This is a genomic window from Telluria sp. AC161 (genome assembly GCF_979258535.1).
Genome location: NZ_OZ409861.1, coordinates 3142441 through 3166169, shown reverse-complemented (window position 1 = coordinate 3166169; position 23729 = coordinate 3142441). Strand labels below are relative to the sequence as shown.

The window sequence follows — 23729 nt, the reverse complement described above, 5'->3', positions numbered from 1 at the left end:
CGTTTAATCAGCCGATATTGCTGCCCCGGATCCGGCTCAGATCATCGTCGTCGCCCAGGTTGCCGGCGCGTGGATCCAGACTCGCGCCCGAGCCCTGATTGAGCGACGAGTCGCTCATGCTGCTGCCCGATCCGGCCACGCTGGCCGAACCCGCCGAGCCTGCGCCCATGCTCGAGCCCATTGCGCCGCCGGCGTAGGTGCTGCTACCGGTGGCCGCGCCGCCCATGCCAGCCGTTGGCACACCCGGACCCATGGTCGGTGCGCCCGAACGCTGCGGGTCGGTGCCGTAGAAATCGTGGACGTCGCCGGCCCAGATCGAGTCAGCCATGTCGGGCCAGGCATCCTTGTCGAAACCGGGCGCGGATTTGAGGCGGTCTTTTTCGACGCCCAGCACGAAGCGCTTGTTGACCGTGTCGAGGTGCAGTGCCTGCCATGGCACGGCGAACAGTTTCTCGCCCATGCCCAAAAAGCCGCCGAAAGCCAGCACGGCGTAAGCAACCTGACCGGTCTGCATGTCGAGCATGATTTCCTTGATCTCACCAAGGTCTTCTTCGTTGGCATTGACAACATTTTCGCCAATCAAGGTGTCAGCCCCCATCAGCGATGGTCCCGGACCTGCGATGGAGCTGTCCTTGTACATGCCATATTTGTCGCGATCTGCGTAGCCCATATGTTCCTCCATGTAACGTTGTGAACAGTGCCCGCGGCCAACCCGATCTGGACCAGCCGTCGCCCTGTCATCCCATGGTAGGACGCTATTGAATTGGGGCGCGCGCGCCAGGTGCACTCTCTGGCGACGGCAAAATGCAACAAACAATACTAATGCGTTGCGGAAATACTATTTTTACCGGTTTGCCCTGGACTGATCGGCTACATTGATGGATCGACAGGAATACGTTAATGGCAATTCTCATCCCATCACTCAGTGCCAGCACGGCGCGCATGACCTCTGGTGAACGGCGCTTCGCTGTGCGCCTCGAAGACAAACTCGAAGATGACTACCTATGCTGGTATGACGTGAGCATCGGCGCGCGCAACCAGCATCCTGACTTCATCGTGTTTCATCCTGCACGCGGCTTGCTGGTGCTGGAAGTAAAGGACTGGCGCCTCGGCACCCTGGTCAGTATCGACAAGCAGCACGCTGTGATCGTTACCGATGCCGGTACCAAGCAGGTCTTGAATCCGCTGGAGCAGGCGCGCCAGTATCTGTATGCGGTCACCAACAAGCTCGAGGGCGATCCGATGCTGATCTGGCCATCGGGCAGTTTGAAAGGAAAGTTCTTCTTTCCCTATGGTTGTGGCGTTGTTCTGAGCAATATCACGCGCAAGCAATTTGACGATGGCGCGTTGGGCGAGGTTCTTCCGGCGCACCTCGTTATTTGCCAGGACGAGATGACGGAGAGTGTGGATGACGAAGCGTTTCAGGCGCGGTTATGGGGGATGTTCCCCATCAAGTTCAAGATGAAGCTGTCGTTGCCGCAGATTGACCGTGTGCGCTGGCATATGTTTCCTGAAGTGCGTATTGGCGTTCAGGCAGATCCTTGCGAAGAACATGGCCAGATCAGTACGGAAATCCCGGACCTCATCCGTGTCATGGACCTGCAGCAAGAGCAGCTGGCGCGCAGCCTGGGTGAGGGGCATCGTGTGATTCACGGCGTGGCGGGTTCGGGCAAAACGCTGATTCTGGGTTATCGCGCCGAGCACCTCGCAAAGCTCAGCCAGCGACCGATTGCGATCCTTTGCTACAACAAGACGCTGGCCGCCAAGCTGGCCGCCATGATCGAGCAAAAGGGGTTGGGCGATAAAATCGTGGCCATCAATTTCCACGCGTGGTGCATGCGCCAGCTTGACACCTATCACGTCGACAAGCCCGCCAAATCAGCCGATCTGGATGCTTATTTCGAGGCGTGCATCGATAGCGTGATTCGGGGCGTGGACAGCGATCTGATTCCCCGGGGGCAGTACGACGCCGTACTGATCGACGAGGGACATGACTTCAAACCGGCCTGGTTCAAGCTGATCGTTCAGATGGTCAATCCTGAAACCAAGTCGCTGCTGGTCTTGTACGACGATGCACAGTCGATTTATCACACGGCAAAGAAGCTGAAATTCTCGTTCTCGAGTGTCGGCGTGCAGGCAGCGGGGCGCACCACCATCCTGAAACTCAATTATCGGAACACGGCCGAAATCCTGGCGGTGGCGCGCGCCTTTGCCGCCGAGCTGCTCACCGCACACAATACCGAGGACGACGAAGCGCCCACGGTCCAACCGATGAGCACGGGCCGGCATGGCCCGAAACCGATTCTGGTGCAACTGCCAAGTCTGCAGAAAGAAGCCGAATTTCTGGCCGATAAACTCGTTGCGGCCAGCAAGACTGGCACGTCATGGGGCGAGATGGCGCTGATCTATCGGCGTTATGGCGTCGGTAAAGTGCTGGCCGAGGTGCTGAAGCGCCGCGACATTCCGTTTCAGTGGCCGCAGGTAAAAGGCGCGGCATTTTCGCCGGTACACGACAGCGTCAAAGTGATCACCATGCACAGCAGCAAGGGGCTGGAGTTTTCACTGGTGGGCATTCCCGGCCTTGGCGCCGAGTTTAAGGAAGAAGACATCGTCGAAGACGAAGCGCGCCTGCTGTATGTGGCCATGACCCGCGCCACGCATGAGTTGGTAATGACCTGCGATGGCATCACACCCCATACCGACAAGCTCAAACGCGCAATGACGGTGCTGGAAACAATGTGAGTGTTGCGTAATCGCACGGCTATGGAGTGACCTGATGCCAGCAGGTAAGACTATGCGAACCAGCGTACAGAAGAGCTGAATGGCAATGGTTAATCTGCAAAGCAGTACTTTGGAGAACAATCATGACCGTCACCTCACGCTGCAACAACGCCGGACCGCTGGGCCGCCGGATCCCGACCCGCCCGTTCGCGGCGCTGCTGGTGCGCCTGCTGCGTCGCCGCTGAGCGCGCAGGTTGACTAGTCCACCCGGCAAGACCGGGCGGACATACTAGTGGGCGCTTACGGCTGCCCGCCACCACCCGCCACGCCATACACATGGCCGGTGGTGTAGCTCGATTCATCCGACGCCAGCGTGACGTAGGTCGCCGCCAGTTCTGCTGGCTGGCCTGGACGCTTCATCGGCGTGTCTTCCCCGAACTTTGCACGACCCTCCGGTGAATTGCCGCCCGCCAGTTGCAGCGGCGTCCATACCGGGCCCGGTGCCACCGCATTGACCCGAATCCCTTTTGAGGCCATCTGCTTGGCCAGCGACTTGGTGAACGCCACCTCGAACGCCTTGGTCGACGCATAGTCGAGCAGTTTCTCCGGCGGATCGTAGGCCGTCTGCGACGACGTGTTGATGATCACGCTGCCAGGCTTCATGTGCGGAATCGCCGCCTTGGTGATCCAGAACACCGCATACACATTGGTCTTGATCGTCCAGTCGAACTGTTCGCTGGTGATGTCGAGGATCGAATCGTGGTTCTGCTGGCGCGCGGCATTGTTGACCAGGATGTCCAGGCCACCGAGTTCACGCACGGCAGTTTCCACCATCTTCTTGCAGAACGCCTCGTCGCGGATATCGCCCGGCACAGCCACGGCCTTGCGGCCGGCGTCGCGGATCAATTGCATTACTTCACGTGCATCCGGCTCTTCGGCCGGCAGGTAGCCGATCGCCACGTCCGCGCCTTCACGCGCATACGCGATCGCCGCAGCGCGGCCGATGCCCGAGTCGCCGCCCGTGATCAGCGCCTTGCGGCCGGCCAGACGGCCACTGCCACGATAGGTGGTTTCGCCATGGTCAGGGCGCGGTGTCATCTTGCTGGCCAGGGCCGGCCATGGCTGATCCTGATTCGGGAACGGTGGGCGCGGATAGCGCTTGGCCGCTTCGCGCGCGGCGCCGGCGGCCGGCTGGTTGCCGCTCGCGGCTTGCTGGGCCAGGGCTGGCACGGCGGCGGCCGAGGCGGCGACGCCGGCGGCCACGGTGCCGACGAACCGGCGGCGCGATGGCGCCATGTCTTGCGTGGTCTGGTTCTCGACCTTCTTGTCTTCCGAATGCATGCTTGCTCCTTGGATGTAGTGGCAGGGTTCCGATAGCGGTCACGACGTTGATAAAGATGTTAGTCGTTATCGAAAAGCCATGGTGTTCGGTAGCGGTGGAGCAATGTCTTGTGAGTCAAGTTGATGGTGCCTGGAGAGGGCTGATGTTCATCGCGATGAGGAAGATTGAACCGGAGCGCCAGGCAGGTGTCGAACTCCAACTTTGACAAAGGAGGGCACCGTGACATCCTTCAGGTTGATTAAATCAGCTCCGCAGCGTGTGTTGTTCAACTATCCCCGGCCGGTCAGGGCAATGACGGTCCCGCAGCCGCAGGGGAGCCTTGACCGGCTCGCGGCCCTCATTGCAGACAGCAGGTCGACGGAGCGCTGCTGCCCGCATTGCGCTTGCCGACAACTGAACCGGCATGGCCAGGCCAATAACCGCCAGCGCTTTCGCTGCCGCCAGTGCCTGCGTACATTCAACGACCTGACCGGCACGCCGCTGGCGCGGCTCAGGCTGCGCGAGAAGTGGCTCGATTACATCGTCATGCTGCGCGAGGCCAGATCGGTTCGGGCGGCGGCGGCGCAGGTGGGCGTGCACAGCAATACCGCGCTGCGCTGGCGGCATCGTTTTCTGGATGAGACTGATAAAGAACGGTTGTGGCCCACCGACAAAGTTCGCCGCACACTAAAAAATGCCACTATGAAGCAATGAAGTTCGCCACGGCAGCCCGGGAATCCCGGTGCATGCGTCATGAAGACGTTGTTCGGGCAGCGGCGCCAGTGCACTGCGCCGGAGTCGCTTGCCGCACCGTTGCCATGTGACCGGCATGCAGATTGACTTCAAGTCTGTCGCAACTCGCAGCGATATGGCTGGTCATGGCATAAATCAGGGTTGCCATACCGGTCATTTCGAGTCCTTCCTCGATCATGACAAGCACGTTGTAGAGCAGACTGTCGCCCTGGCTTTCCATAACACTGCCATTGATCAGTTCCATACCGAGGCAACCACCGAGAAACAGGCTTGCCGCCAGGATCATTCGATGGCGGGTAGCAACAGGCAATCGCAGCATGAATTTGAGGAAAAACAGGGAGACCGTGAGCGCGCCAATCAAGCCCGGCACGACCCAGCTGTAATACATCAGTCCGAGTTGTGCGCCATTTGCCGGATCGGAACCTCCCAGCATCGCACGCATCGGCCCGGTCATTTTTTCATGCACCTGGAAGCATTCGTCGTAAGACAGGAACAGGAAACCGACCGCCAGAACGGTCCAGTAGACGGCGTTCCGGTCACCGCGGTTTTTTGCGTCCAGCGCAATCAAGGCAAACAGGGTGGCGTTGCACAGTCCAAGGCAAACCGAGAAAAACGTCGGAATATTGCCTTCGACATTGACGTCGAATAGAGGGACTAGCCCGTAGACGGAAGTGTGACCCAACCCCAGACGCATGATGAGGCCTGTTGCATGCGCGCACAGCAGACAGACGATGATCATGGCCAGGACGTAGGCAATCGAGCGGGGGCTTCCTGAAAGGCGATAGGCGGGCATGTTGTTTCTCCAAAATGATCGCCAAAGGAATTTCTGTCGAATAACAGGAACCGCACAGTGTTGTGACAAGATGATGACAGCGATAAGGCGGAGGTTACCTTAATAATTAGACATCGTAAACGTTAGATTTTTGGTATGTAAAGACATCATGTGGGCCAACTTCCGGACCGAGTCGCCAGGGCACGGTGATTGCTGCGGCAAGCAAAATGCTGACACAAAAAAACGGGTGACCCGGCAAAGCCGCGTCACCCGTTTTAAGGGCACTACCAAACGCTGACAATCAGTCGACGGTTGCGCCGCTGTCTTTCACGACTTTCGACCATTTGGTGGTCTCAGCCTGGACAAACTTGGCGAAGTTCTCCGGCGTGTCGCCCACGTACTCGGTGCCGGTGTCGGCCAGCACGCGCTGGAAGTCAGGCGACTTCATGACCTTCTGCGTTTCGGCATTGATCTTGTCGACCACGGCCTTTGGCGTCTTGGCTGGCACGAACATGCCGTACCACGCATACGATTCGATTGGCAGGCCGGCTTCGGCGAAGGTTGGTACATCCGGCAGCAGCGGCGAACGCTTGTTGCCCGAAATGGCGATTGGCTTGACCTTGCCGCTCTTGATGTGCGGCATGATCGCGATGGTGCTGTCGAACATGATCGGGATGTGGCCGCCCAGCAGGTCGGAAATCGCCGGCGCCGAACCCTTGTATGGCACGTGGACCATGTCGAGCTTGGTCACGCCGCGGAAGATTTCACCGGTCAGGTGTTGCGGGGTACCGTTACCGGCCGACGCGTACGAGAACTGGCCGTTCTTCGACTTGATCAGGGCCAACAGTTCCTTGACGTTCTTGGCCGGGACCGATGGGTGGGCAACCAGGACCAGCGGCGCGCGCAGCAGGTTGGTGACCGGGATCAGGTCGGTCGCCGGGTTGAACGCCATTTTCTTGTACAGGCTCGGGTTGATCACGATCGGTGCGCTCGAGGTGATCAGCATGGTCTGGCCATCGGCCTTGGCGCGGGTGACCGCTGCCGAACCGATATTGCCGCCGCCGCCGCCGCGGTTATCGATGACGAACGACTTGCCCAGTGCGGTCGTCAAGCCTTTGGCCAGCGGGCGCGCCGCGATGTCCGACGGCCCGCCTGCCGGCCATGGCACGACGACGGTCACGGTGTCGCTTGGCCAGGTTTGGGCGAAGACGCTGGTGGAAAGAACGGTTGCCGCGAGAGCAAAGACAAGGGTTTTTCCGCTGGATGGGAAGACGCGCATGGTGTTGTCACCTCTATATAGTTGATTTGTTCCGATAACCTGCTGAGGCGATTTTACACGAAGGGTCAGGCCGGTTGCGTCATCGCAGGTGTAATCTTTTGTTTCTAAGTGGGAATTTTTTACAACAGATTATGGCGTCGTGACGGGCTTTGCCTGACCGGTGCTTGCTTCCCACACGACGGTCGGCGTCCAGCCGGTGGCCAGCAGCGTGGCCTGCATCACGGTGGCCGCGTTGTCCCTCGCGGTATTCAGTATTGTTGGCTGACTGCACGCGGCCTGCACCGCTTTCTGCGCCGTGGCCAGCACGTTGTTCATGGCCGTGGTGCGCGTTTGCGCCGACGGAATGAACGCCTGCAAGCCCTGGTCGGTGATCGCATAGAAGTACGAGCCGCCCTTGTCGCGCGGTTCGTGGTTGATGCGCGCCTGCAGCGGCGAGGGCGCCGGCAGCACGACCGTCAGCGTGCGCGCCGTGTTGTCGATGTCTTCGTAGCGGGCCTGGCGCAGGTCGGTGGCCAGCGTGCAATCGCCGCGCGCCACCAGCAGCACGCGGGTGCTGCCAAGCCGGACTTCCCATTGCGACCACGGGATGTCCACGGCATTCGGCTGCGTGAATTCGATCACGTCCGAATAATTCATCTTGAGCGACACCAGATGCCCCATCTTCTCGAGCGACACCAGCGGCGGCGGTGCGGGCGCTTCGTCGGCCGGGCGCTTGATGAGCGCGAAGGTAATGGCGGCAGCGAGGACGGCGACGAGCAGGATGGGCAGGTGTTGCGATGGTTTCATGGGCGGCAGGGGCGGGTGCGTTGGCGGAGTCGGCGGCCAGTCTATCCGATCCTGTGGATGGCTGTCGTTCACCGTGTGCCATGACTGCCTGCGGCATAATGGTGTCATGACAGGAGGAGCCCATGCCAGGTCTTACCGATGCTGCTGTTCTCGACGCGTGGTCGCGCAACGTCGACCCCTGGACCACCGCCGTGCGCGGCGGTGAAATTGAAACCCGCACGCTGGTTACCAATGCCGCCATCGTCGATGCAGTGCGCAGCCTTGAGCCAGCCACCGGCATCGATCTCGGTTGCGGCGAAGGCTGGCTGGTACGCGCTTTGCCCGGCGTGGCAATGGTCGGTGTCGATGCGATTGCCGCGCTGGTCGAGAAAGCCAATGCCGCTGGCGGCGGCGACTTTTGCGTGCTGTCGTTCGAGCAGATCGCGCAGGGCCGGCTGGCGCTGGCAGTCGATGTCGCGGTCTGCAATTTCTCGTTGATCGGCAACGAGGCGGTCGATGGCCTGCTGCGCGCGGCGCCGACCTATCTGCGCGAGGGCGGCTCGCTGGTCGTGCAGACGGTGCATCCGCTCATGGCGTGCGGCGATGCGCCGTATGTCGACGGCTGGCGCGCCGGCAGCTGGGCGGGCTTTTCCAGCGACTTCGCCGATGCGCCGCCGTGGTACTTCCGCACAATCGCGAGCTGGGTCGCGCTGTTCGCAGCAAATGGGCTGCGGGTTACCGCCATGCGCGAGCCGCTGCATCCGCGTACCGGCAAGCCGGTCTCACTGATCCTGATCGGGCAGCTGGAAGCGTGATGCGTCGGTCGACCGCGCTTAGCGCAGCAGCTTGAGCCCCGGCGGCAGCGCATCGCCCAGCATGCGCGCTTCGCTGGCCTGATCCAGTTCCACGACCTCGCGCACCATCGCCGTCCATGCCGCTGGCGCGCCGCTGGCCGCCAGGCGGCGCAGCACGTCGCCGCGCACTGCGTCATCGATGTCGCGCGAGCGGTCGCCCGTCATGCGCGCGATGTGGGCGGCGGCAAAGCCGGCCGGCTCCACTTTGCGCCAGTCGAGCAGCAGGAGCTGGCGCAGCCAGCCCTCGGCCACGTCGGGCGGCGCCACTTCGTGCGCGCTCGACTGGAACGACTGGCGCGCACCCACGCGGCCCAGTGCCCACAGATAGCGCCCGTAGCGCGCGCTGGCGCGGGCATCGAGCTTGCCGCTGGCGGGGATATCGGCGATCTGCTTGAACAGCCATTCCCCGATCTCGGCCTTGTAGGCCGACGGGATGCGTTCGAGCGACGCGCCCACGCGCAGCAGGTCTTCTTCGCTGCCGTCGACGAGGGTGACGGGCCGCCGGCCACGCTCGGCGGCATCGGCCTGCAGGTTGAAGGCGAAATCGTCCAGCACGCGCAGTTGCGCATCGAGCGACAGGCCGCCGGCCACGCGACGCCACAGCGTCCACCATTCGGCGCGCACCTGGCTGTCCTTGTGGTGCTGCACGCCCGCTTCGAACAAAGCCCACAGCCCTTCCATGCGCCACTCGTCGAGCGGGTGGCCGAAGCCGGGGCGCAGGCTGTAGCCGGCCAGGTTCAGCCAGGCGCGCTCGTGCTCGACCGAGCGGCGCCGGCCTTTCGCGCGCGCCATCAGGGCGTCGAACAGGCGACGCAGCAGCGGCGTGGTCCAGCTTTCGCGTGGGCCGAGCAGGTGTTCCAGGCCAGCGCGCAGTTGCTTGACTTCCTTCGGCTCGACCTGTTTCGAGCGGGCGCCGAACACGCGTTCGATCTTGTCGATTGCCGCGTCCAGGTTCGCGGGCAGGGCCTCGTCCGGCGCGTCGATATCGCCGTCATCATCGCTATTGCCACGCAGCTGGAACGCCAGTTGCCAGCGCCCGCCGCCGTCTTCGGCGACGCAATGCACTTCGAGCGAACCGGTTTCGCTCAGCGTCGTTACCAGGTGCACGGGAATCTCGGCCGTGGTGCTGGACCTTGAGGCGCGCAGCACCGTCGCAATCGGCGGCAGGCGCACCACGTCGGCCAGGTCGAGATCGACCAGGTCACCGGCCTGTGGCGCCGCGCCGGCATCGGCAATCGTCGAGACCAGGTGAAAGCGCACCGGCCGGCCGACGCGCAGCGCGAAGCTGCGGTTTGCCAGCGTGACGTCCGTGGCAGCCGGCGTGCCGCGTGGCAGCAGGCAGACGGCGCGCAGCAGGCCAGCGCGCGCTTCACCGTCCAGGAGCAGGTAATAGTTGCGGGCCGCGCCGCTGTCGATCGCCGGCGCCAGGCCCTGGCGCGCCAGCGCGTAGGCGACACCGCCACGGGCGACGGCGATATCGGGATTTTCGTTGTGCAGCACGCGTAATGGCGCATTGCGCCAGCCGCTCAACGTGTCGACCAGGCGCCTGGCCAGCGCGGCGCCCCTGAACACGCCGCCGTTGAGCAGCACCGTATCCGGAATCGGGATCGCGCCGCCATTCAGGCCGAGCGCCTCGCGCGACGCCGCTGCATGCTGGCGCAAGAAGCTCGCCAGATGCCGCGTGATGGCCGGGTCGCTTGCATACGGCAGACCGAATTCGACGATGCCGGCACGCGCGCGCGTCGGTTCGTCCTGCGCGGCGTTGAGTGGTAAAAAGCCGTCGAGCACGATGCGCTCGATGTCGCTGCGCAGCAGGTCTGCCTTGCGAGCGGAGCCAATCAGGCGGCTGCCGGTGCCGAGCAGCGTAACAGTGACCGACTCGGGCGCATCAATGGCCAGGAGTTGTTCCTTGGCGGCGCGGCAGCGTTCCGTGAGCTGGGCCAGGCGCGCGGCCGACAGGCGCGTGCGCGCATTGTCATTGTCGTCGCCAGATTGGCCGGCCATGCGCGCTTCGATCAGGTGGGCCAGCGCCAGGTCCATATTGTCGCCACCCAGGATCAGGTGGTTGCCCACGCCGATGCGCGTCAGGTGCGGCTCACCGTCCCTGGTATCGACCTTGACCAGGCTGAAGTCAGTGGTGCCACCGCCCACGTCGGCCACCAGCACCAGGCGCGCATCGTCCAGATCGTCGGCCAGGCTGGCGCGATGGCGGTACAGCCAGTCGTACAGCGCGGCTTGTGGTTCTTCCAGCAGCGAGACCTGTGGCAGGCCGGCCAGCCTGGCCGCTTCGAGCGTCAGCGCGCGGGCGCCTTCGTCGAACGACGCCGGCACCGTGAGCACGATCTGCTGGCGTTCGAGGGGTTGTTTGGGAAAGCGTGCATTCCATGCGGCGCGCAGGTGCGCAAGATAGCTGGCGCTGGCAGCCACCGGCGAGACCTTGGGCACGTCGCTGTCGACACCCCACGGCAGGATCGGCGCCATGCGGTCGACGCCGTCGTGCGACAGCCAGCTCTTGGCGCTCGAGACAAGCCGGCCCGGCGTGGCCGCACCGAGCACGCGCGCCAGGCGTCCCAGCGCGACGTGCTCGACGCCGGCAACATCCGGCTGCTGCCAGGGCAGTTGCAGGGCGCCCGGCGCCAGTTCGTCCGGCCCCGGGTGGTAACGCATCGACGGCAGCAGCGGTGCGCCGGCCACTTCGCCGGGCGCCACCAACTGATCGATCTGGAATAGCTCGATGCCGCCCGGGCCATTGCGGCCGTAGGCCAGCACCGTGTTCGTGGTGCCCAGATCGATGCCGACGAGCCAGGTCACTGGACCCCGGCCGCCGTACGCACGTCGAACTCGATCTTCCAGCGCTGGCCGTCACGGGCCACTGCCAGCAGTTCGAGCGTGCCAGCGTCCGTCGCCAGCGCATGCAGTTTCACCTGCACGACATCACCTGCCGCGCGGCCATCGGCCGGCAGCGTGGCCTGGATCTCGTTCATTTCATGCAGCTCGTCCGGGCCCCAGAATTCGAGCACGTCGCCGATGCGGTCCTGGCGGCGCGTGGTGGAACCGAAGAAGCGGAACGTGACCGGCTCACCGATCACCAGGCCGAATTCCTGGCCAGGCAGTTCGAGTTCGCTGCCTTCTTCCATGCCGAATGGCGCCACGCACAGGGCTTCGAGTGGTGGCTCCATGCCTGGGATGGCCGGCATCGACGACTCCACGCCAACGTAGTACGAGCGCGCCGTGCCGCCGCGAATGCGCACGCCACCGCCACGCCGCGCGTAGCTGAAGTAGCCCGCGCCACGCGCGACAGCCAGATCGAGATCGGCGCCTTCGAGCATGCGCGCCGGTTCGGCGCCTTCCATGTACAGCCAGTCGTTGATGGTGTCCATCACGCGCTGGGCCAGGATGCCCGACTTGAACACGCCGCCATTGAAAAGCACTGCGCTCGGATGCAGGAACGTGTGGTCGGCCGTGACGCGGCCAGTGAAACCTTCGAGTTCGGCGGTGGCGCCGGCCTGGCGCGCGAGGAACGCGGCCAGGTGGCGCGTGATCGCGGCATCCTGCGCATACGGCAGGCCAAGCTGGGTCAGGCCGGCGCGGGCGCGCACGGTCGGCCGCGCCGAGGCTTCCACGCGCGGGAAGAAGCCGTCGGTGATGAAGGCAGTGACTTCGTCGCGTGTGAGTTCGGTGCGGATCGAGCCGCCGATGAGTTTCGAGCCGCGGCTTGGCACCACGATCGGGTGCGTCGTCGCGTTGGCGTCGGCCAGCAGCGCTTCCTTGGCGCTGCGGCAGCCGTAGGTCAGCGCACGCATCTGCCAGGCGTCGAGCTGCGTGCCGTTGGCCGAGAGTTTGCGGGCCACGAAGTGGGCCAGCGCCAGGTCCATATTGTCGCCGCCCAGCAGGATGTGGTCGCCCACGGCGACGCGGTGCGGTTCGAGCTTGCCGTCGCGTTCGAGGATCGCGATCAGCGAAAAGTCGCTGGTGCCGCCGCCGACGTCGACCACCAGGATGATGTCGCCCGGTGCGACCTGCTTGCGCCAGCGGCCGCCGCTGCCCTGGATCCAGCTGTACAGCGCTGCTTGCGGCTCTTCGAGCAGGGTCGGCGTGAAGCCGGCCAGGCGCGCGGCGTCCAGCGTCAGCTCGCGCGCGCCCGGATCGAACGAGGCAGGGATGGTGACCGTGACCGATTGCTGGTCGAACGGCGCTTCGGGGTGCGCAGCGTTCCAGGCCTGGCGCAGGTGGCGCAGGTAGTGGGTCGATGCATCCAGTGGCGATACACGGGTGACTTCGTCCGGCGCGTCTGTTGGCAGGATGGCGGCGCGGCGGTCCACGCCCGGGTGGCACAGCCAGCTCTTGGCCGACGAGACCAGGCGGATCGGCGTGGTCGCGCCGCGGTTGCGCGCCATTTCGCCGGCGATCGCCGACATGGTAGTCGCTTCGGTGTCGCTCCATGGCAGCGCGCGTTCGCCGGCCGGCAGTTCGTCCGGGTGCGGCAGGTACAGGAACGATGGCAGCAGCGGCAGCGCTTCGATCGTGCCGGGCGCGGTCAGTTGCGGGATCGGCAGCACGGCGTCGACGGCCTGTTCGCCGTCGCTGGCCTGCAGGTCGACATACGACAGGGCGCTGTGGGTCGTGCCCAGGTCGATGCCAATGGCGTAGCGCGGCTCGGCCGCATGGTTCAGCGATTCGCTCGATGGGTCGTTCACGATGTCGTTCACAGTTCCACCTCCGCCGGGGCCAGCACGCGCGCATCGTGGCGCTCGGCCAGTTGCGGCAGCGTGACGCTGGCAGCACGCCAGCCGCGGTGGCTCAGGGTGCCGTTGAACGGCGCCGTGCCGACCACGTTGCCGGTCAGGCGCACGCTGGCGGCATCGAAGCCTTCGTTCAGCGTGATGCGGGCGCCTTCAGCCTCGCTGCGCACCGGTTCGATCGTGAAGTGCTCGCGCAGCACGCGCGCGCAGCCTTCGTGCACGACGCGCGCAGCGGCGCCGATGTCGGCATCCGAATAGCTGGTGAGATTTTCGTGGGCGAAGTCGATCAGGCGTGCTTCGCGCTGGAAGAGGCTCAGCAGTTGCAGGGCCGAATCCGGCGTCGGCGCGCGCAGGGGCGTCGGCGCTGGCGCTGGTTTCACGACAGGTGCAGGTGCCGCTGCCGGGGCTGGCACTGGTGCCGGAGCGGCGGTCGGGCCGACGCCGTCATCGCGCACGCGCGCGGCAAATTCGGCGTCGCCGAGCGATTTGAACAGGGCGCCGAAGGCGATCGACAAGCGGCTGAAGAAGCCGGGTAAATTGGTCTGTTGGGTCATGGTTGTTTTGATTGGTCAGTGCGAAAGCGGCGACCCGGCGCATCCGGCGCCAGGGAATGCCGCTCCCAAAAGAGGCGCATGATACCAGCAGGCGCACCGTTGGCGCACTGACAAGACATGGTCAGGGTTGGCCGACAGCGCGCGCGCCGCTCGTCAGCGCTGCGGCGTAATCGGTGAAATCGCCAAGGCCGCGCTTGATGATCGTGACGAGGGCGGGCAGGGGCGCGGCCTGGTAATCCCATTCGGCGCGGCAGAATTCACCGGTGCGCTTGAGGTTTTCGGCCACGACCGGGGCGATCCAGCCATGCCCGGCCAGCAGGGTGATGACCTCGCGCTCGTCCTGCGCTGGCCCCAGGCGCGCGCAGCCGATCACGTAGTCACCCATCTCGATCGCCGCTTCCCAGGCGCGGATCACATTGAGCGTGGCCGCATCCTGGCGCGTGATGTCGTCGGTGAACGTCGTGGGGTCGCGCTCGTATTCTTCGCGGGCGCGGTTGCAGCAGCGTTCGATGATGCCGGCTTTCTTCAGCAGAAGATCGGTACTGGTGCTCATTGCGTTGCTCATTGACAACTCCATGGTCGGGGCGCACGAAAAATATATATGGCGTCAGAAAGCCGGTCTACAAGGTGCTGCTACGGGCGTAGAGCGCTTTGGACGGCATTTAATCTCCATAAATTCAGGTGAGCAGCTTGATGTAGACAAAATGAAAAGCTCTTGCCAAGCCCTGTTTCACCGAGTACTGTACGTTTATACAGTACTTGCATTGTTATCACTATCATGAATCCTTCTTCCATCTTTGCTGCACCAGAGGCATTGCACCCATCGCTGTGGCGTGCCTCGCAGCTGGCGCATGCCGACACGCGCTGCATCGACACGGGCCACGCCACCTTGTCGGGCCAGTTGCCGGGTGGTGGCTGGCCCGGCGGCACCCTGGTCGACCTGTTGCTGCAACAACCCGGCATCGGCGAAATGCGGCTGCTGCGCCCGGCGCTGGCCGCCTGCGCATCGCGCCGTATCGTACTGCTGCAGCCACCCCATCCACCCCAGGCGCTGGCGCTGGCCGCGCTGGGCCTCGATCCATCCCAATTGCTGTGGCTGCGCTCGACGCGCAGCGCCGATGCCCTGTGGGCGGCCGAACAGGTCTTGCGTAGCGGCAGTTGCGGCGCGCTGCTGTTCTGGGCCAACCACGTGCGCAGCGACAGCCTGCGCCGCCTGCACCTGGCGGCGCAGGGTGGCGAAACCCTGTTCTTCATGCTCCGTCCCCTGTCTGCCGCGCAAGATGCGTCGCCCGCGCCGCTGCGCCTTGCGCTGCGCCCGGCCGCCGGCGGCATGACGGTCGACTTCATCAAACGCCGGGGACCGCAGCGCGACGCGCCGCTGTTCCTGCCCCTTGGTTCTTCACTACTGCAACGCCATGCGCCTCTGGATCGGCCTGTATTTGCCCCAGCTACCGCTAGAAGTCTTCAGCCCACGCTGGTGCAATAGCGGTAGCAATGGCGGCGGTGCCGATGGCGCCGATGTTGCCGACGCTGCTGCTGTGGCTGCTGCTGCGGGTGATCCCGGCATCGTGGTTCTGGAACAGGAGCGGGTCATGGCGTTGTCGAAGGCAGCGCACATCGAAGGCGTGCTGCCCGGCATGCGGCGTGGCGGCGTGCTGATGCTCATGCCCAACGCGCGCATCGTCCAGCGCAGCCACGAGCGCGAAGCCGAGGCCTTGCAGGCAGTGGCGATGGCGATGCTACAGTACACGCCGCAAGTGGCACTGGCCGAAGAAGCCACGCTGCTGCTCGACATCGGCGCCAGCCTGCGCCTGTTTGGCGGCATCCGGCAGTTGTGCGAGCGGGTGCGCGCCAACCTGCGCACGCTCGGCTTTACGGTGTGCATTGCCTGCGCGCCCACCGCGCGCGGCGCCTGGCTGCTGGCGCGCCGCAATGCCGGGCGCGCGGTCAAGATGGAGTCGCTCGTGCGGCGGCTCAACCGCCTGCCGGTGAGCCTGTTGCCACCGGCGCGGCCGTTCGCAGCCTGGTTCGATGGCCTGGGCTGCCGCCGGCTGGACGAATTGCAGCGCCTGCCCCGGCCCGGCCTGCAGCGGCGCTGCGGGCGCGCGCTGCTCGACATGCTCGACGCCGCGTATGGCCACAGTCCCGAATTGTTGCAATGGATCGAGCCGCCCGAACGCTTCCAGGCCCGGCTCGAACTGTTCGACCGGCTCGAACACGCCGACCTGCTGCTGGCTGGCGCCCACCACCTGGTGCTGCAAATGACGGGCTGGCTGTGCGCGCGCCAGTTGGCGGTCGAACGCATCCTGCTGCTGCTCGAGCACGAGCGGGGCAGGGTGGCCTGTCCGCCCACGGCGGTCGAAGTGGCGCTGGCCGAACCCACGTGGCGCGACGAACACCTGATGCGGCTGCTGCGCGAGCGCCTGGCCAAGCTCGAACTCGTCGCGCCCGTGATCGGCATCCGGCTCGAAGCCCAGCAATTGCAGGCAATGGCGCCGCCGACCGACTCGCTGTTTCCCGATCCCGGTGGCAGCGAAGAAGACCGCATGCGCATGATCGAACTCTTGGTCGCGCGCCTGGGCACCGACAATGTGCTGCAGGCGCTGCCGCATGCCGATTACCGGCCCGAGATCGCCAACGCCTGGGTGCCGGTGCACGAAAAAGTCAGCGCGTCGGCGCGCGCCGCGCAGATGCCGCCCGACGTGCAAAGCCTGCCCCGGCCAAGCTGGCTGCTGGCCAAGCCGCTCGCGCTGCTGATGCGCGACCACCGGCCGTTCTATGGCTCGCCGTTGCGGGTGGCATCCAATCCCGAGCGCATCGAAGCAGGGTGGTGGAGCCAGACGCAAACGCGCGATTATTTCATCGCCGAAGGCAAGGACCACGCGCTGTACTGGATCTACCGCGAACGCATCAACGGCTCGGGCGAGGATGCTGCGCCGCGCTGGTTCCTGCATGGCTTGTTCGGGTAAAGACCGTGCCTGCCAATCAGGTGCGTTGGCCTGGCTTGCTGGCATTCTGCGCGGCGATCATGCGGCATGCCTGCTGCGCGACAGGCGGGAAATGCTTGTCGGCAGCATCCGTGCCGGAGGGCTGATATACCGGCTGCAACCCTGTCGCGATCAGGCCTTCTGCGCTGGCGCGGCACGTGTGCAATGGCCGCATTGCCGGTTCTGCATTTGCGCCGATCAGGTGTTTCTTCCTGTTTTAAAGCGTCTTATAATTGACGACAACGCTGCCACAGGCGAGTCAGCGAGCTGGCCCGGCGACGTCGGGTCGCAGGCGACATTGCCAGTGAATTGCCAGCAGCATTGCCGACAGCATCGCAGGTTTTGCATGAGAAGGGCCGCCAATGATGGACATACTCTTGTTCGTATTCGGACTCGTCTTCCTGGTCGCCGGCGCCGAGGCGCTGGTGCGCGGTGCTTCGCTTCTCGCACTGTCGGTGGGCATGTCGCCTCTCGTGATCGGGCTCACCGTCGTTGCGTTCGGTACCAGTGCCCCCGAGCTGGCCGTCAGCCTGCAATCGGCCGTCTCCGGCAGCGCCGATCTTGCGCTTGGTAATGTTGTGGGCAGCAATATCTTCAACGTCCTGTTCATCCTCGGTCTATCGGCGCTGATCGTGCCGTTGCTGGTGGCGCGCCAGGTCGTGCGCCAGGAAGTCCCGGTCATGATCGGTGTCTCGCTGCTGCTGCTCGTGCTGGCGCTGGACGGGCGTGTTGGCCGTGGCGACGGGGCCCTGCTGCTGGTCCTGCTGGCCGGGTATACCGTGTTTCTGGTGGTGCAGTCGCGGCGCCAGCATCAGCAGGGCGACGCCGGCCTTCCCGATGACATGCCCGGCGCGTCTGCGGGCTGGGACAGACATCCGGCGGTGCAACTGCTGCTCATCGTCGCCGGACTGGGCCTGCTGGTGCTGGGCGCGACCTGGCTGGTGGACTCGGCCGTCCGCTTCGCGCAGTACCTCGGCGTCAGCGAACTCGTCATTGGCCTGACCATCGTTGCCGCAGGCACCTCGCTGCCCGAAGTGGCCACCTCGATCATTGCAGCGTTGCGGGGCCAGCGCGATATTGCGGTGGGCAACGTGGTGGGCAGCAATGTCTTCAATATCCTCGGCGTGCTGGGGCTGTCGTCGCTGGTGACGCCGGCGGGCATCGGGGTTGCCCCATCGGTGCTGGCATTCGATTTGCCAGTCATGATCGCCGTGGCCATCGCCTGCCTGCCCATCTTCTTCACCGGGAACCTGATTGCCCGCTGGGAAGGGGCGCTGTTCTTCGGGCTGTACGCGGCCTACATGGCGTACGTGCTGCTGGCGGCCCAGCAGCACGATGCCTTGCAGCCCTATAGCGCCGTCATGGTGATGGCCGTATTGCCGCTCGTCGCCCTGACGCTGGCGCTCGTTGCCTGGCGCGAGTGGCGGGGGCGGCGCGTGAATCTGGACAGTTCATCCCGCTAGGCGCCCGCCATGGTGCACACAGCGCTTCCGGTGGCATCGCAGGCAGCCTGGCTTCGCTGGGCGTGGCTGTTGCCGCTGGCATTGCTGCCGGCGGTGGCCGCCCTGCCGGCCGATCCGGCAAGCTGGTCGGTGTCGTGGGTGGCGCCGCTCGGCATCCACCTGGGGTTTGCCGCCGATGGCCTGGCGCGCCTGTTCCTGCTGCTCGTGTGCGTTGTCGGCGCGGCGGTGCTTGCGTATACGCCCGGCTATCTGCACGGCCATGTCCGGCTTGGCCAATTGATGGGCCTGCTCATCGCATTCACGCTGGCCATGATCGGGGCGATCCTCGCCGACGACCTGCTGCTGCTGCTGTTGTTCTGGGAAGCGACGAGCGTGTTGTCCTTCCTGCTGGTGGGCTTCGAGCGCGACAGTCCTGACAGCCGTGACAGTGCGCGTCAGGCGCTGCTGGTCACGGGTGCCGGCGGGCTGGCGCTGCTGGCCGGGTTCGTCCTGATCCTGCTGGCCGCGCCCGGGTTGCGGCTGAGCGACCTGGCGCAGCTCGATCCCGCCGTGCTGGCCCAGCCGCGCTTCCAGGCGGGCGTGGCGCTCGTGCTCGCTGGGGCCATGACCAAGTCGGCCCAGTTTCCGTTTCACTTCTGGCTGCCGGGGGCGATGGCTGCGCCGACGCCGGTCTCGGCCTATCTGCACTCGGCGACGATGGTCAATCTCGGCGTGTATGTGATGGCCCGCTTCGACGAAGCGATGGGCGCGGTTGCGTGGTGGGAGGGCACACTTCTGTCGATCGGCACGCTTACCGCCTTGCGGGGCGCCATGCAGGCGCCCCGCGAACGCGACCTGAAACGCATCCTGGCATGGTCGACCGTTTCCGCGCTGGGCATGCTGACTGTGCTCATCGGCTTGCCCAACGAGCTGGGCGCGCTGGCGTTTGTCGCCTTCCTGCTGGCCCATGCGCTGTACAAGGCTCCCCTGTTCTTTGTGGCCGGCAATATCGACCATGCGACCGGCACGCGCCTGATCGACCGGCTGAGCGGCATGCGCCACGCCATGCCGGTCACGGCGCTGGTGGCGCTGCTGGCCGGGCTGTCGATGGCCGGCTTGCCCACCACAGTTGGCTTCGTTGCCAAGGACAGCATGAAGGCCGCCAAGGAGGTAAGCGACGTGCTGTGGGTGGTCGAAGGCGCCAGCCTGCTGGTGAGCACGGTCGGCGTGGCCATCGCCAGCGTGGCGGCCTTGCGCATCTTCTTTGGCGCGCCAGCCCATCCAGCGGACCGTGCGCCACATGAGGGCGGCTGGCCGCTCACACTTCCGCCGCTGGTGCTGGCCGGTATTGGCATCACGCTCGGCATGTTTCCTGCGCTGGCCGAACCGCTGCTGATCGATGCTGCCCGGCTGATCTCTCCCACGCTGACACGCGCCGACGCCTCGCTGGCCACCGAATGGCTGCTTCGCATCGAGAGCTTTGCCATCGTCTGGGCGGTCGGCGCGTTCGTGTACGCCGGCTGGAACCGGCTGTACCGAATCCTTGAGCGGCTGCGCTTCCTCGATCGCGCCGGTCCTGCTGCCGCGTATGGCGCCGCGCTGCGCGGCCTGAAACACGTGGCAGGCGTGCTGGCGCGCGCCCTGCAGGCGCGCCGCCTGAGCCGCTACCTGGTCGCCACGGTTGCCGCCACGGTGCTGCTCTGCATGCCCTGGGCATTCGGCCTGGACTTTGCGCCGCCCGTGGTGATCGGCGTCGATGCTGCCGGCGTACTGATCGGGTGCGCTACCGCTATTCTTGGGGCCGCGCTGGCCGTGCGGGTCCGGGACACGCTCGGCCGATTGCTCGGCGCGGGCGCCGTTGGCACCGGCAGCGCGATCGTGTTCCTGTTCCGGGGCGCGCCCGACCTGGCCCTGACCCAGCTTGCCGTGGAAACCGTCTTCGTGGTGGTGGCAGCGGTGGCATTGTGCCGCTACCGCCAGCGGCAGGGCGCCGGGGCGGGCGTAGAACGTGCCGATGCCTGGCGGGCCGGCGTTGCACTGGCGTTCGGCCTGCTGCTCGGCGCCGTGCTGCTGGCGCTGTCCGGCCGGCCGTTCGACGCCGCCATGGCCGATTATTTCCTCGCGCAGAGCGTACCCAATGCGCACGGACGCAACGTGGTCAACGTCATCATCGTCGACTTTCGCGCCCTTGACACGCTTGGCGAGATTGCCGTGGTCATGCTTGCGGCGCTGGCGACGTGGCCGCTGGCACGCCCGCTGCCTGCCAGGAGAACAAGCCGATGAATGCCGGGCGCTCGATCGTGCTGGAGACCACGGTGTCCTTCCTTTACTGGATCATGCTGGCCGCCGCCGTATGGCTGCTGCTGCGCGGGCACAATGCGCCCGGCGGCGGCTTCGTCGCCGCGCTGGTGGCGGTGGCGGCGACGGTCGCCCACGCGCTCGTGCGGGGCACGGCGGCCGCCCGCGCGCGGCTACCGCTCGGACCACTGAGCCTGAGCGCCCTCGGCCTGGCGCTGGCCGCAGCCAGCGGCCTGCTGGCGCTGGCGCTCGGCCAGCCTTTCCTCACCCACTTGTGGGGTGAACTCGGCGCCGGCGCCGTGGCGCTCAAGCTCTCTACGGTGATGCTGTTCGACCTTGGCGTGGCGCTGTGCGTGTGGGGGGCGCTGAGCGGATTCTGCCTGCGGCTCTTGGAGAGCATGCGATGATCGAGTGGGTGATGGCGGCGAGCGTGACCCTGGTGGCTGCCGCCGGCCTGTACCTGGCGAGCTCGCGCGACCTGGTGGCCATCTCGGTGGGGCTGGCCTTGCTCGGTGCAGCGGTGAACCTGTTCGTGTTCGCAGCCGGCCGCCTTGGCCAGGCAGCGCCGCCGTTAATTGCGCCAGGCGCGGTTGCGCCCCTGGCGGCGGTGGCCAACCCGGTACCGCAGGCACTGGTGCTGACGGCCATCGTGATCGGTTTCACCTTTGCCTGTTTCGGCATCGCCCTGGCCCTGGCGCTGGCCGCTCACGACGACCGCGCCGATGCCGATGCACTCGAACAAGCCGAACCACCCCCGAGGCCTGACGGTGACCCCGGGGAACTGCCATGAGTGGCGCATTGGCGGCCGCGCCGGTGCTGGTGCCGCTGTTCACGGCAGCGCTGACGGTTGGGCTGGCCCGGCGCCCGCGTCGCCAGCGTGCCGCCAGCCTGGGCGGGGCGCTGATCCTGCTGCTGTGCTGCGCGGCATTGCTGGATGGCGCTGCCGGCGGCGCGGTGGTGGTAACGCAATTCGGCGCCTGGGCCGCGCCTTTCGCGATCGTCTTTCGTATCGACCGCGCCGCCGCCCTCATGCTGACCATCAATGCCGTGCTGGCCGTGGCCGTGCTGGTCTGGCCCAGCCGGGGCAGCGCACTGGCCACGCCGTTCGGCCCGCCGCTGGTGCATGGCTTGCTGGCCGGCGCGTGCGGGGCCTATGCCACGGCTGACCTGTTCAACCTGTACGTCTGGTTCGAGGTGATGCTGATCGCGGCCCTCGGACTGATCGTTGCCGGCCGCACACCGGCGCAGCTGGAGGCTGGTCTGAAATACCTGGTCCTGAACCTGTTCGGCACGGTTGTCCTGCTGGCCGCGGTGGCGGGCCTGTACGGCCTGACCGGCCAGCTCGGCTACCACGCACTCGGGATGGCGCTGGCCGGGCGCGGTGACGATCCGCTGGCATTGCTGCTGGGCGCGCTGTTGATCATTGCGCTGCTCATCAAGGCCAGCGCTTTCCCCTTTTTGTTCTGGTTGCCGGCCGCCTACCCGGTGCTGTCGCCGCCGGTACTGGCGCTGTTTACGGCTTTGACCACCAAGGTCGGGGCCTACGCCTTACTGCGCGTTCTCCATGAAGTCTTCCCGGCCGGTGCGCCAGCCTACACCCCAGTCCTGGGCTGGCTTGCCTGTGCCACCATGATTGCGGGCGTAATGGGCGCGGTGTATCACTACGACCTGCGCCGCATTCTGGCCTTCCATAGCGTGAGCCAGATGGGCTATATCCTGTTGGCGGCGGCGCTTGGCGGCGCTGCCGGGATCGTTGCGGCGCTGTTCTTCAGCATTCACCACATCCTGGTCAAGGCCAACCTGTACCTGGTTGCAGGCATGATTGCCCGCAGGGCAGGGCACTACGACCTGCGCAAAATCGGCGCCCTGGCGCGCAGTGACCGAGCGCTCGCCGGCCTGTTTGCGCTGAACGCGGTGGCGCTGGTCGGGATGCCGCCGCTGTCCGGCTTCTGGGCCAAGCTGCTGATCCTGCGTGAAGGGTTTGCCCAGGAACATTACCTGTGGATGGCGGTGGCCGTATGCACCGGGGGGCTGACCCTGCTGTCGATGGCCAAGATCTGGATCGAGGCGTTCTGGAAACCGCACCCGGCGCCACTCACCACGCCGGGTGCACCCTTTCCCACGGGCGCGTGGGCCAGTTGCGGCGCGCTGTCGTTGCTGGCCCTGGGCATGGGCCTGATGCCGGGGCCGCTCATCGATTTCCTGGTGGCGGCCGCCGGCACGATGGCGCCACCGGGGGCCAGGCCTGCACCATGAAACGCATCGCCGCCGGCCTCCTGATCGTGTGGCACCTGTTTGCCTCCATTGCGCGTTCAGGTTGGCAAATTTCGTGGCGCATCCTGCGTGGTCCGCATGATTTTGCCCCCGGTTTCGTCGACTACCGGTTCCAGCCGATGCAACCTTGGGCAACGACCGTACTGGCCTGCCTGATCTGCCTCACGCCAGGGACCACGGCGGTGGACGTCGACGCCGCCGCCGGACGAATCCGCCTGCATATGCTCGACACCGGTAACGGCGCCGATGAGGCGGCGCTGCAGGAAATCCGTCATCTGTTTGAAGTTGCCGTGCGCGTGCTCTTTGCTCAAGAGGAGATGTCATGACAATACTGGTCGAGGTGTTTCTTGGCCTGGCGCTGTGGCTGGTCCTGGCGGCCTTGCGCCGCCTGCCCGGAGCTGCAAACCGGCTGGTGGCCATCGATGTTCTCAGCGCCTGCGCCCTTGCGGCATGCATACTGGCTGCTGCGCGTACCGGGCATACGGCTTTCCTGGACGTTGCGCTCGGCTTCGCCCTGATCGCGTTTCTCGCTACCGTTTGCTGGGCCAACGCGCTGCGCGCCGGGGCGCCCGGCCGGGACGCGCCATGACGGCCCTGGGTTGGACGCTCATGATTGTCGGCGCAGCACTGCTCGCAGTGGCGGCGCTGGGCCTGCACAGGCTGCCGGACGCCCTGTCGCGGCAGCATGCGGCAACCAAGGCGGCGACGTTGGCGCTTGGCCTCATGCTGGCCGGCCTCGCCGTGCTGCAGCCGGGATCGGCCTGGTGGATCAAGATCGGCGCGCTGGTGACGGTACTCGCCGCAACCGTGCCGATTGCGTCGCACGCGCTGGCGCGCGCCGCGGCGTCCCGGCCGGACGCCTCAAGGTCGGATGCTTCAACACCGGATGCTTCAGCGCCGGACTGATCCGCGACGCCGTCATCAACGGCGCTGCATGGATTGTTCAAAGAAACTCTGCGCCCCCAAA

23 protein-coding genes are annotated in these 23729 nt (G+C 65.5%); 13 read left to right on the top strand and 10 right to left on the bottom strand.

Going from position 1 to position 23729, the window contains the following annotated elements; translation table 11 throughout:
• Window positions 1-7 precede the first annotated feature (7 nt).
• Window positions 8-670, bottom strand: coding sequence for a PRC-barrel domain-containing protein (locus tag ACZ0AJ_RS14170; RefSeq protein WP_499455156.1), 663 nt, complete (start codon window positions 668-670; stop codon window positions 8-10).
• A gap of 230 nt (window positions 671-900) precedes the next feature.
• On the opposite strand from ACZ0AJ_RS14170, the gene ACZ0AJ_RS14165 reads away from it, so the two are divergent.
• Window positions 901-2742: a DEAD/DEAH box helicase gene (locus tag ACZ0AJ_RS14165; RefSeq protein ID WP_499455155.1), complete on the top strand. Its 1842-nt coding sequence runs from the start codon at window positions 901-903 to the stop codon at window positions 2740-2742.
• Between the two features lie 279 nt (window positions 2743-3021).
• Here the strand turns inward: ACZ0AJ_RS14165 and ACZ0AJ_RS14160 are convergent, their stop codons facing one another.
• On the bottom strand, window positions 3022-4062 hold the full coding sequence (locus ACZ0AJ_RS14160; protein WP_499455154.1) for an SDR family oxidoreductase: 1041 nt from the start codon (window positions 4060-4062) through the stop codon (window positions 3022-3024).
• Between the two features lie 220 nt (window positions 4063-4282).
• Between ACZ0AJ_RS14160 and ACZ0AJ_RS14155 the strand changes: the two genes are divergently transcribed.
• A complete protein-coding gene (locus tag ACZ0AJ_RS14155; protein WP_499455152.1) occupies window positions 4283-4756 on the top strand; it encodes a transposase in 474 nt (157 codons plus the stop codon).
• Window positions 4757-4793: 37 nt separating this feature from the next.
• On the opposite strand, the gene ACZ0AJ_RS14150 is transcribed toward ACZ0AJ_RS14155, so the two are convergent.
• The 3 genes from ACZ0AJ_RS14150 to ACZ0AJ_RS14140 all read right to left on the bottom strand — a co-directional run bounded on the left by ACZ0AJ_RS14150 (window position 4794) and on the right by ACZ0AJ_RS14140 (window position 7632).
• Window positions 4794-5588 carry a DUF8692 domain-containing protein gene (locus ACZ0AJ_RS14150; protein ID WP_499455151.1) on the bottom strand — a complete coding sequence of 265 codons (795 nt, stop codon included), beginning with the start codon at window positions 5586-5588 and terminating at the stop codon, window positions 4794-4796.
• 280 nt (window positions 5589-5868) lie between these two features.
• Window positions 5869-6846 (bottom strand): Bug family tripartite tricarboxylate transporter substrate binding protein, encoded by a 978-nt coding sequence (locus ACZ0AJ_RS14145; RefSeq protein ID WP_258835240.1) that lies wholly within the window; start codon window positions 6844-6846, stop codon window positions 5869-5871.
• Window positions 6847-6975: 129 nt separating this feature from the next.
• Complete coding sequence (locus tag ACZ0AJ_RS14140; RefSeq protein WP_183555622.1) at window positions 6976-7632, bottom strand: DUF4230 domain-containing protein; 657 nt, start codon at window positions 7630-7632, stop codon at window positions 6976-6978.
• Between the two features lie 122 nt (window positions 7633-7754).
• Here ACZ0AJ_RS14140 and ACZ0AJ_RS14135 point away from each other — a divergent pair, with 122 nt between their 5' ends.
• Window positions 7755-8426 (top strand): class I SAM-dependent methyltransferase, encoded by a 672-nt coding sequence (locus tag ACZ0AJ_RS14135; RefSeq protein WP_499455149.1) that lies wholly within the window; start codon window positions 7755-7757, stop codon window positions 8424-8426.
• A gap of 18 nt (window positions 8427-8444) precedes the next feature.
• Here the strand turns inward: ACZ0AJ_RS14135 and ACZ0AJ_RS14130 are convergent, their stop codons facing one another.
• The 4 genes from ACZ0AJ_RS14130 to hepT form a co-directional block, all read right to left on the bottom strand.
• Window positions 8445-11276, bottom strand: a complete 2832-nt coding sequence (locus tag ACZ0AJ_RS14130; RefSeq protein ID WP_499455148.1) for an Hsp70 family protein — start codon at window positions 11274-11276, stop codon at window positions 8445-8447.
• Window positions 11273-13174, bottom strand: coding sequence for an Hsp70 family protein (locus tag ACZ0AJ_RS14125; protein ID WP_499455147.1), 1902 nt, complete (start codon window positions 13172-13174; stop codon window positions 11273-11275). The genes ACZ0AJ_RS14130 and ACZ0AJ_RS14125 overlap by 4 nt, the downstream gene beginning before the upstream one ends.
• A complete protein-coding gene (locus tag ACZ0AJ_RS14120; protein ID WP_499455145.1) occupies window positions 13171-13761 on the bottom strand; it encodes a DUF2760 domain-containing protein in 591 nt (196 codons plus the stop codon). The genes ACZ0AJ_RS14125 and ACZ0AJ_RS14120 overlap by 4 nt, the downstream gene beginning before the upstream one ends.
• Window positions 13762-13882: 121 nt before the next feature.
• Complete coding sequence (gene hepT / locus ACZ0AJ_RS14115; RefSeq protein ID WP_499455143.1) at window positions 13883-14326, bottom strand: type VII toxin-antitoxin system HepT family RNase toxin; 444 nt, start codon at window positions 14324-14326, stop codon at window positions 13883-13885.
• A gap of 213 nt (window positions 14327-14539) precedes the next feature.
• On the opposite strand from hepT, the gene imuA reads away from it, so the two are divergent.
• Window positions 14540-15247, top strand: coding sequence for a translesion DNA synthesis-associated protein ImuA (gene imuA, locus ACZ0AJ_RS14110; protein WP_183555614.1), 708 nt, complete (start codon window positions 14540-14542; stop codon window positions 15245-15247).
• Window positions 15177-16730, top strand: coding sequence for a Y-family DNA polymerase (locus tag ACZ0AJ_RS14105; protein WP_499455141.1), 1554 nt, complete (start codon window positions 15177-15179; stop codon window positions 16728-16730). The genes imuA and ACZ0AJ_RS14105 overlap by 71 nt, the downstream gene beginning before the upstream one ends.
• Before the next feature lie 16 nt (window positions 16731-16746).
• Here ACZ0AJ_RS14105 and ACZ0AJ_RS14100 read toward each other — a convergent pair whose 3' ends face one another.
• The gene (locus ACZ0AJ_RS14100) at window positions 16747-16923 is read right to left on the bottom strand and encodes a hypothetical protein (protein ID WP_499455140.1); all 177 of its coding nucleotides are present in this window, start codon (window positions 16921-16923) and stop codon (window positions 16747-16749) included.
• Window positions 16924-17110: 187 nt separating this feature from the next.
• Between ACZ0AJ_RS14100 and ACZ0AJ_RS14095 the strand changes: the two genes are divergently transcribed.
• Genes ACZ0AJ_RS14095 through ACZ0AJ_RS14060 form a run of 8 tightly spaced genes read left to right on the top strand, consistent with a single transcriptional unit; the run spans window position 17111 to window position 23668 of the window.
• Entirely contained in the window at window positions 17111-18211 is a 1101-nt protein-coding gene (locus ACZ0AJ_RS14095) for a calcium/sodium antiporter (protein ID WP_499455138.1), read from the top strand.
• 9 nt (window positions 18212-18220) lie between these two features.
• On the top strand, window positions 18221-20473 hold the full coding sequence (mbhE, locus tag ACZ0AJ_RS14090; protein ID WP_499455153.1) for a hydrogen gas-evolving membrane-bound hydrogenase subunit E: 2253 nt from the start codon (window positions 18221-18223) through the stop codon (window positions 20471-20473).
• Window positions 20470-20895, top strand: coding sequence for an MnhB domain-containing protein (locus tag ACZ0AJ_RS14085; RefSeq protein WP_499455136.1), 426 nt, complete (start codon window positions 20470-20472; stop codon window positions 20893-20895). The genes mbhE and ACZ0AJ_RS14085 overlap by 4 nt, the downstream gene beginning before the upstream one ends.
• Window positions 20892-21278, top strand: a complete 387-nt coding sequence (locus ACZ0AJ_RS14080; RefSeq protein WP_499455135.1) for an NADH-quinone oxidoreductase subunit K — start codon at window positions 20892-20894, stop codon at window positions 21276-21278. The genes ACZ0AJ_RS14085 and ACZ0AJ_RS14080 overlap by 4 nt, the downstream gene beginning before the upstream one ends.
• Entirely contained in the window at window positions 21275-22744 is a 1470-nt protein-coding gene (locus ACZ0AJ_RS14075; protein ID WP_499455150.1) for a proton-conducting transporter transmembrane domain-containing protein, read from the top strand. Before ACZ0AJ_RS14080 ends, ACZ0AJ_RS14075 begins: the two co-directional genes overlap by 4 nt.
• Window positions 22741-23088 carry a Na+/H+ antiporter subunit E gene (locus tag ACZ0AJ_RS14070; protein WP_499455131.1) on the top strand — a complete coding sequence of 116 codons (348 nt, stop codon included), beginning with the start codon at window positions 22741-22743 and terminating at the stop codon, window positions 23086-23088. The genes ACZ0AJ_RS14075 and ACZ0AJ_RS14070 overlap by 4 nt, the downstream gene beginning before the upstream one ends.
• Entirely contained in the window at window positions 23085-23351 is a 267-nt protein-coding gene (locus ACZ0AJ_RS14065) for an MrpF/PhaF family protein (RefSeq protein WP_499455130.1), read from the top strand. Before ACZ0AJ_RS14070 ends, ACZ0AJ_RS14065 begins: the two co-directional genes overlap by 4 nt.
• Window positions 23348-23668, top strand: a complete 321-nt coding sequence (locus tag ACZ0AJ_RS14060) for a monovalent cation/H(+) antiporter subunit G (RefSeq protein WP_499455129.1) — start codon at window positions 23348-23350, stop codon at window positions 23666-23668. The genes ACZ0AJ_RS14065 and ACZ0AJ_RS14060 overlap by 4 nt, the downstream gene beginning before the upstream one ends.
• Window positions 23669-23729: the final 61 nt, after the last annotated feature.

What these genes read in the sequence shown, in the direction of transcription:
- ACZ0AJ_RS14060 (WP_499455129.1), top strand. Translation starts at nt 23,348, where the DNA reads ATGACGGCCCTGGGTTGGACGCTCATGATTGTCGGCGCAGCACTGCTC.
- ACZ0AJ_RS14100 (WP_499455140.1), bottom strand. Translation starts at nt 16,923, where the DNA reads ATGCGGCCATTGCACACGTGCCGCGCCAGCGCAGAAGGCCTGATCGCG.
- ACZ0AJ_RS14065 (WP_499455130.1), top strand. Translation starts at nt 23,085, where the DNA reads ATGACAATACTGGTCGAGGTGTTTCTTGGCCTGGCGCTGTGGCTGGTC.
- ACZ0AJ_RS14145 (WP_258835240.1), bottom strand. Translation starts at nt 6,846, where the DNA reads ATGCGCGTCTTCCCATCCAGCGGAAAAACCCTTGTCTTTGCTCTCGCG.
- ACZ0AJ_RS14105 (WP_499455141.1), top strand. Translation starts at nt 15,177, where the DNA reads ATGCGCCTCTGGATCGGCCTGTATTTGCCCCAGCTACCGCTAGAAGTC.
- ACZ0AJ_RS14170 (WP_499455156.1), bottom strand. Translation starts at nt 670, where the DNA reads ATGGGCTACGCAGATCGCGACAAATATGGCATGTACAAGGACAGCTCC.
- ACZ0AJ_RS14135 (WP_499455149.1), top strand. Translation starts at nt 7,755, where the DNA reads ATGCCAGGTCTTACCGATGCTGCTGTTCTCGACGCGTGGTCGCGCAAC.
- mbhE (WP_499455153.1), top strand. Translation starts at nt 18,221, where the DNA reads ATGGTGCACACAGCGCTTCCGGTGGCATCGCAGGCAGCCTGGCTTCGC.
- ACZ0AJ_RS14165 (WP_499455155.1), top strand. Translation starts at nt 901, where the DNA reads ATGGCAATTCTCATCCCATCACTCAGTGCCAGCACGGCGCGCATGACC.
- ACZ0AJ_RS14160 (WP_499455154.1), bottom strand. Translation starts at nt 4,062, where the DNA reads ATGCATTCGGAAGACAAGAAGGTCGAGAACCAGACCACGCAAGACATG.
- ACZ0AJ_RS14080 (WP_499455135.1), top strand. Translation starts at nt 20,892, where the DNA reads ATGATCGAGTGGGTGATGGCGGCGAGCGTGACCCTGGTGGCTGCCGCC.
- hepT (WP_499455143.1), bottom strand. Translation starts at nt 14,326, where the DNA reads ATGAGCAACGCAATGAGCACCAGTACCGATCTTCTGCTGAAGAAAGCC.
- imuA (WP_183555614.1), top strand. Translation starts at nt 14,540, where the DNA reads ATGAATCCTTCTTCCATCTTTGCTGCACCAGAGGCATTGCACCCATCG.
- ACZ0AJ_RS14120 (WP_499455145.1), bottom strand. Translation starts at nt 13,761, where the DNA reads ATGACCCAACAGACCAATTTACCCGGCTTCTTCAGCCGCTTGTCGATC.
- ACZ0AJ_RS14150 (WP_499455151.1), bottom strand. Translation starts at nt 5,588, where the DNA reads ATGCCCGCCTATCGCCTTTCAGGAAGCCCCCGCTCGATTGCCTACGTC.
- ACZ0AJ_RS14070 (WP_499455131.1), top strand. Translation starts at nt 22,741, where the DNA reads ATGAAACGCATCGCCGCCGGCCTCCTGATCGTGTGGCACCTGTTTGCC.
- ACZ0AJ_RS14095 (WP_499455138.1), top strand. Translation starts at nt 17,111, where the DNA reads ATGATGGACATACTCTTGTTCGTATTCGGACTCGTCTTCCTGGTCGCC.
- ACZ0AJ_RS14140 (WP_183555622.1), bottom strand. Translation starts at nt 7,632, where the DNA reads ATGAAACCATCGCAACACCTGCCCATCCTGCTCGTCGCCGTCCTCGCT.
- ACZ0AJ_RS14085 (WP_499455136.1), top strand. Translation starts at nt 20,470, where the DNA reads ATGAATGCCGGGCGCTCGATCGTGCTGGAGACCACGGTGTCCTTCCTT.
- ACZ0AJ_RS14075 (WP_499455150.1), top strand. Translation starts at nt 21,275, where the DNA reads ATGAGTGGCGCATTGGCGGCCGCGCCGGTGCTGGTGCCGCTGTTCACG.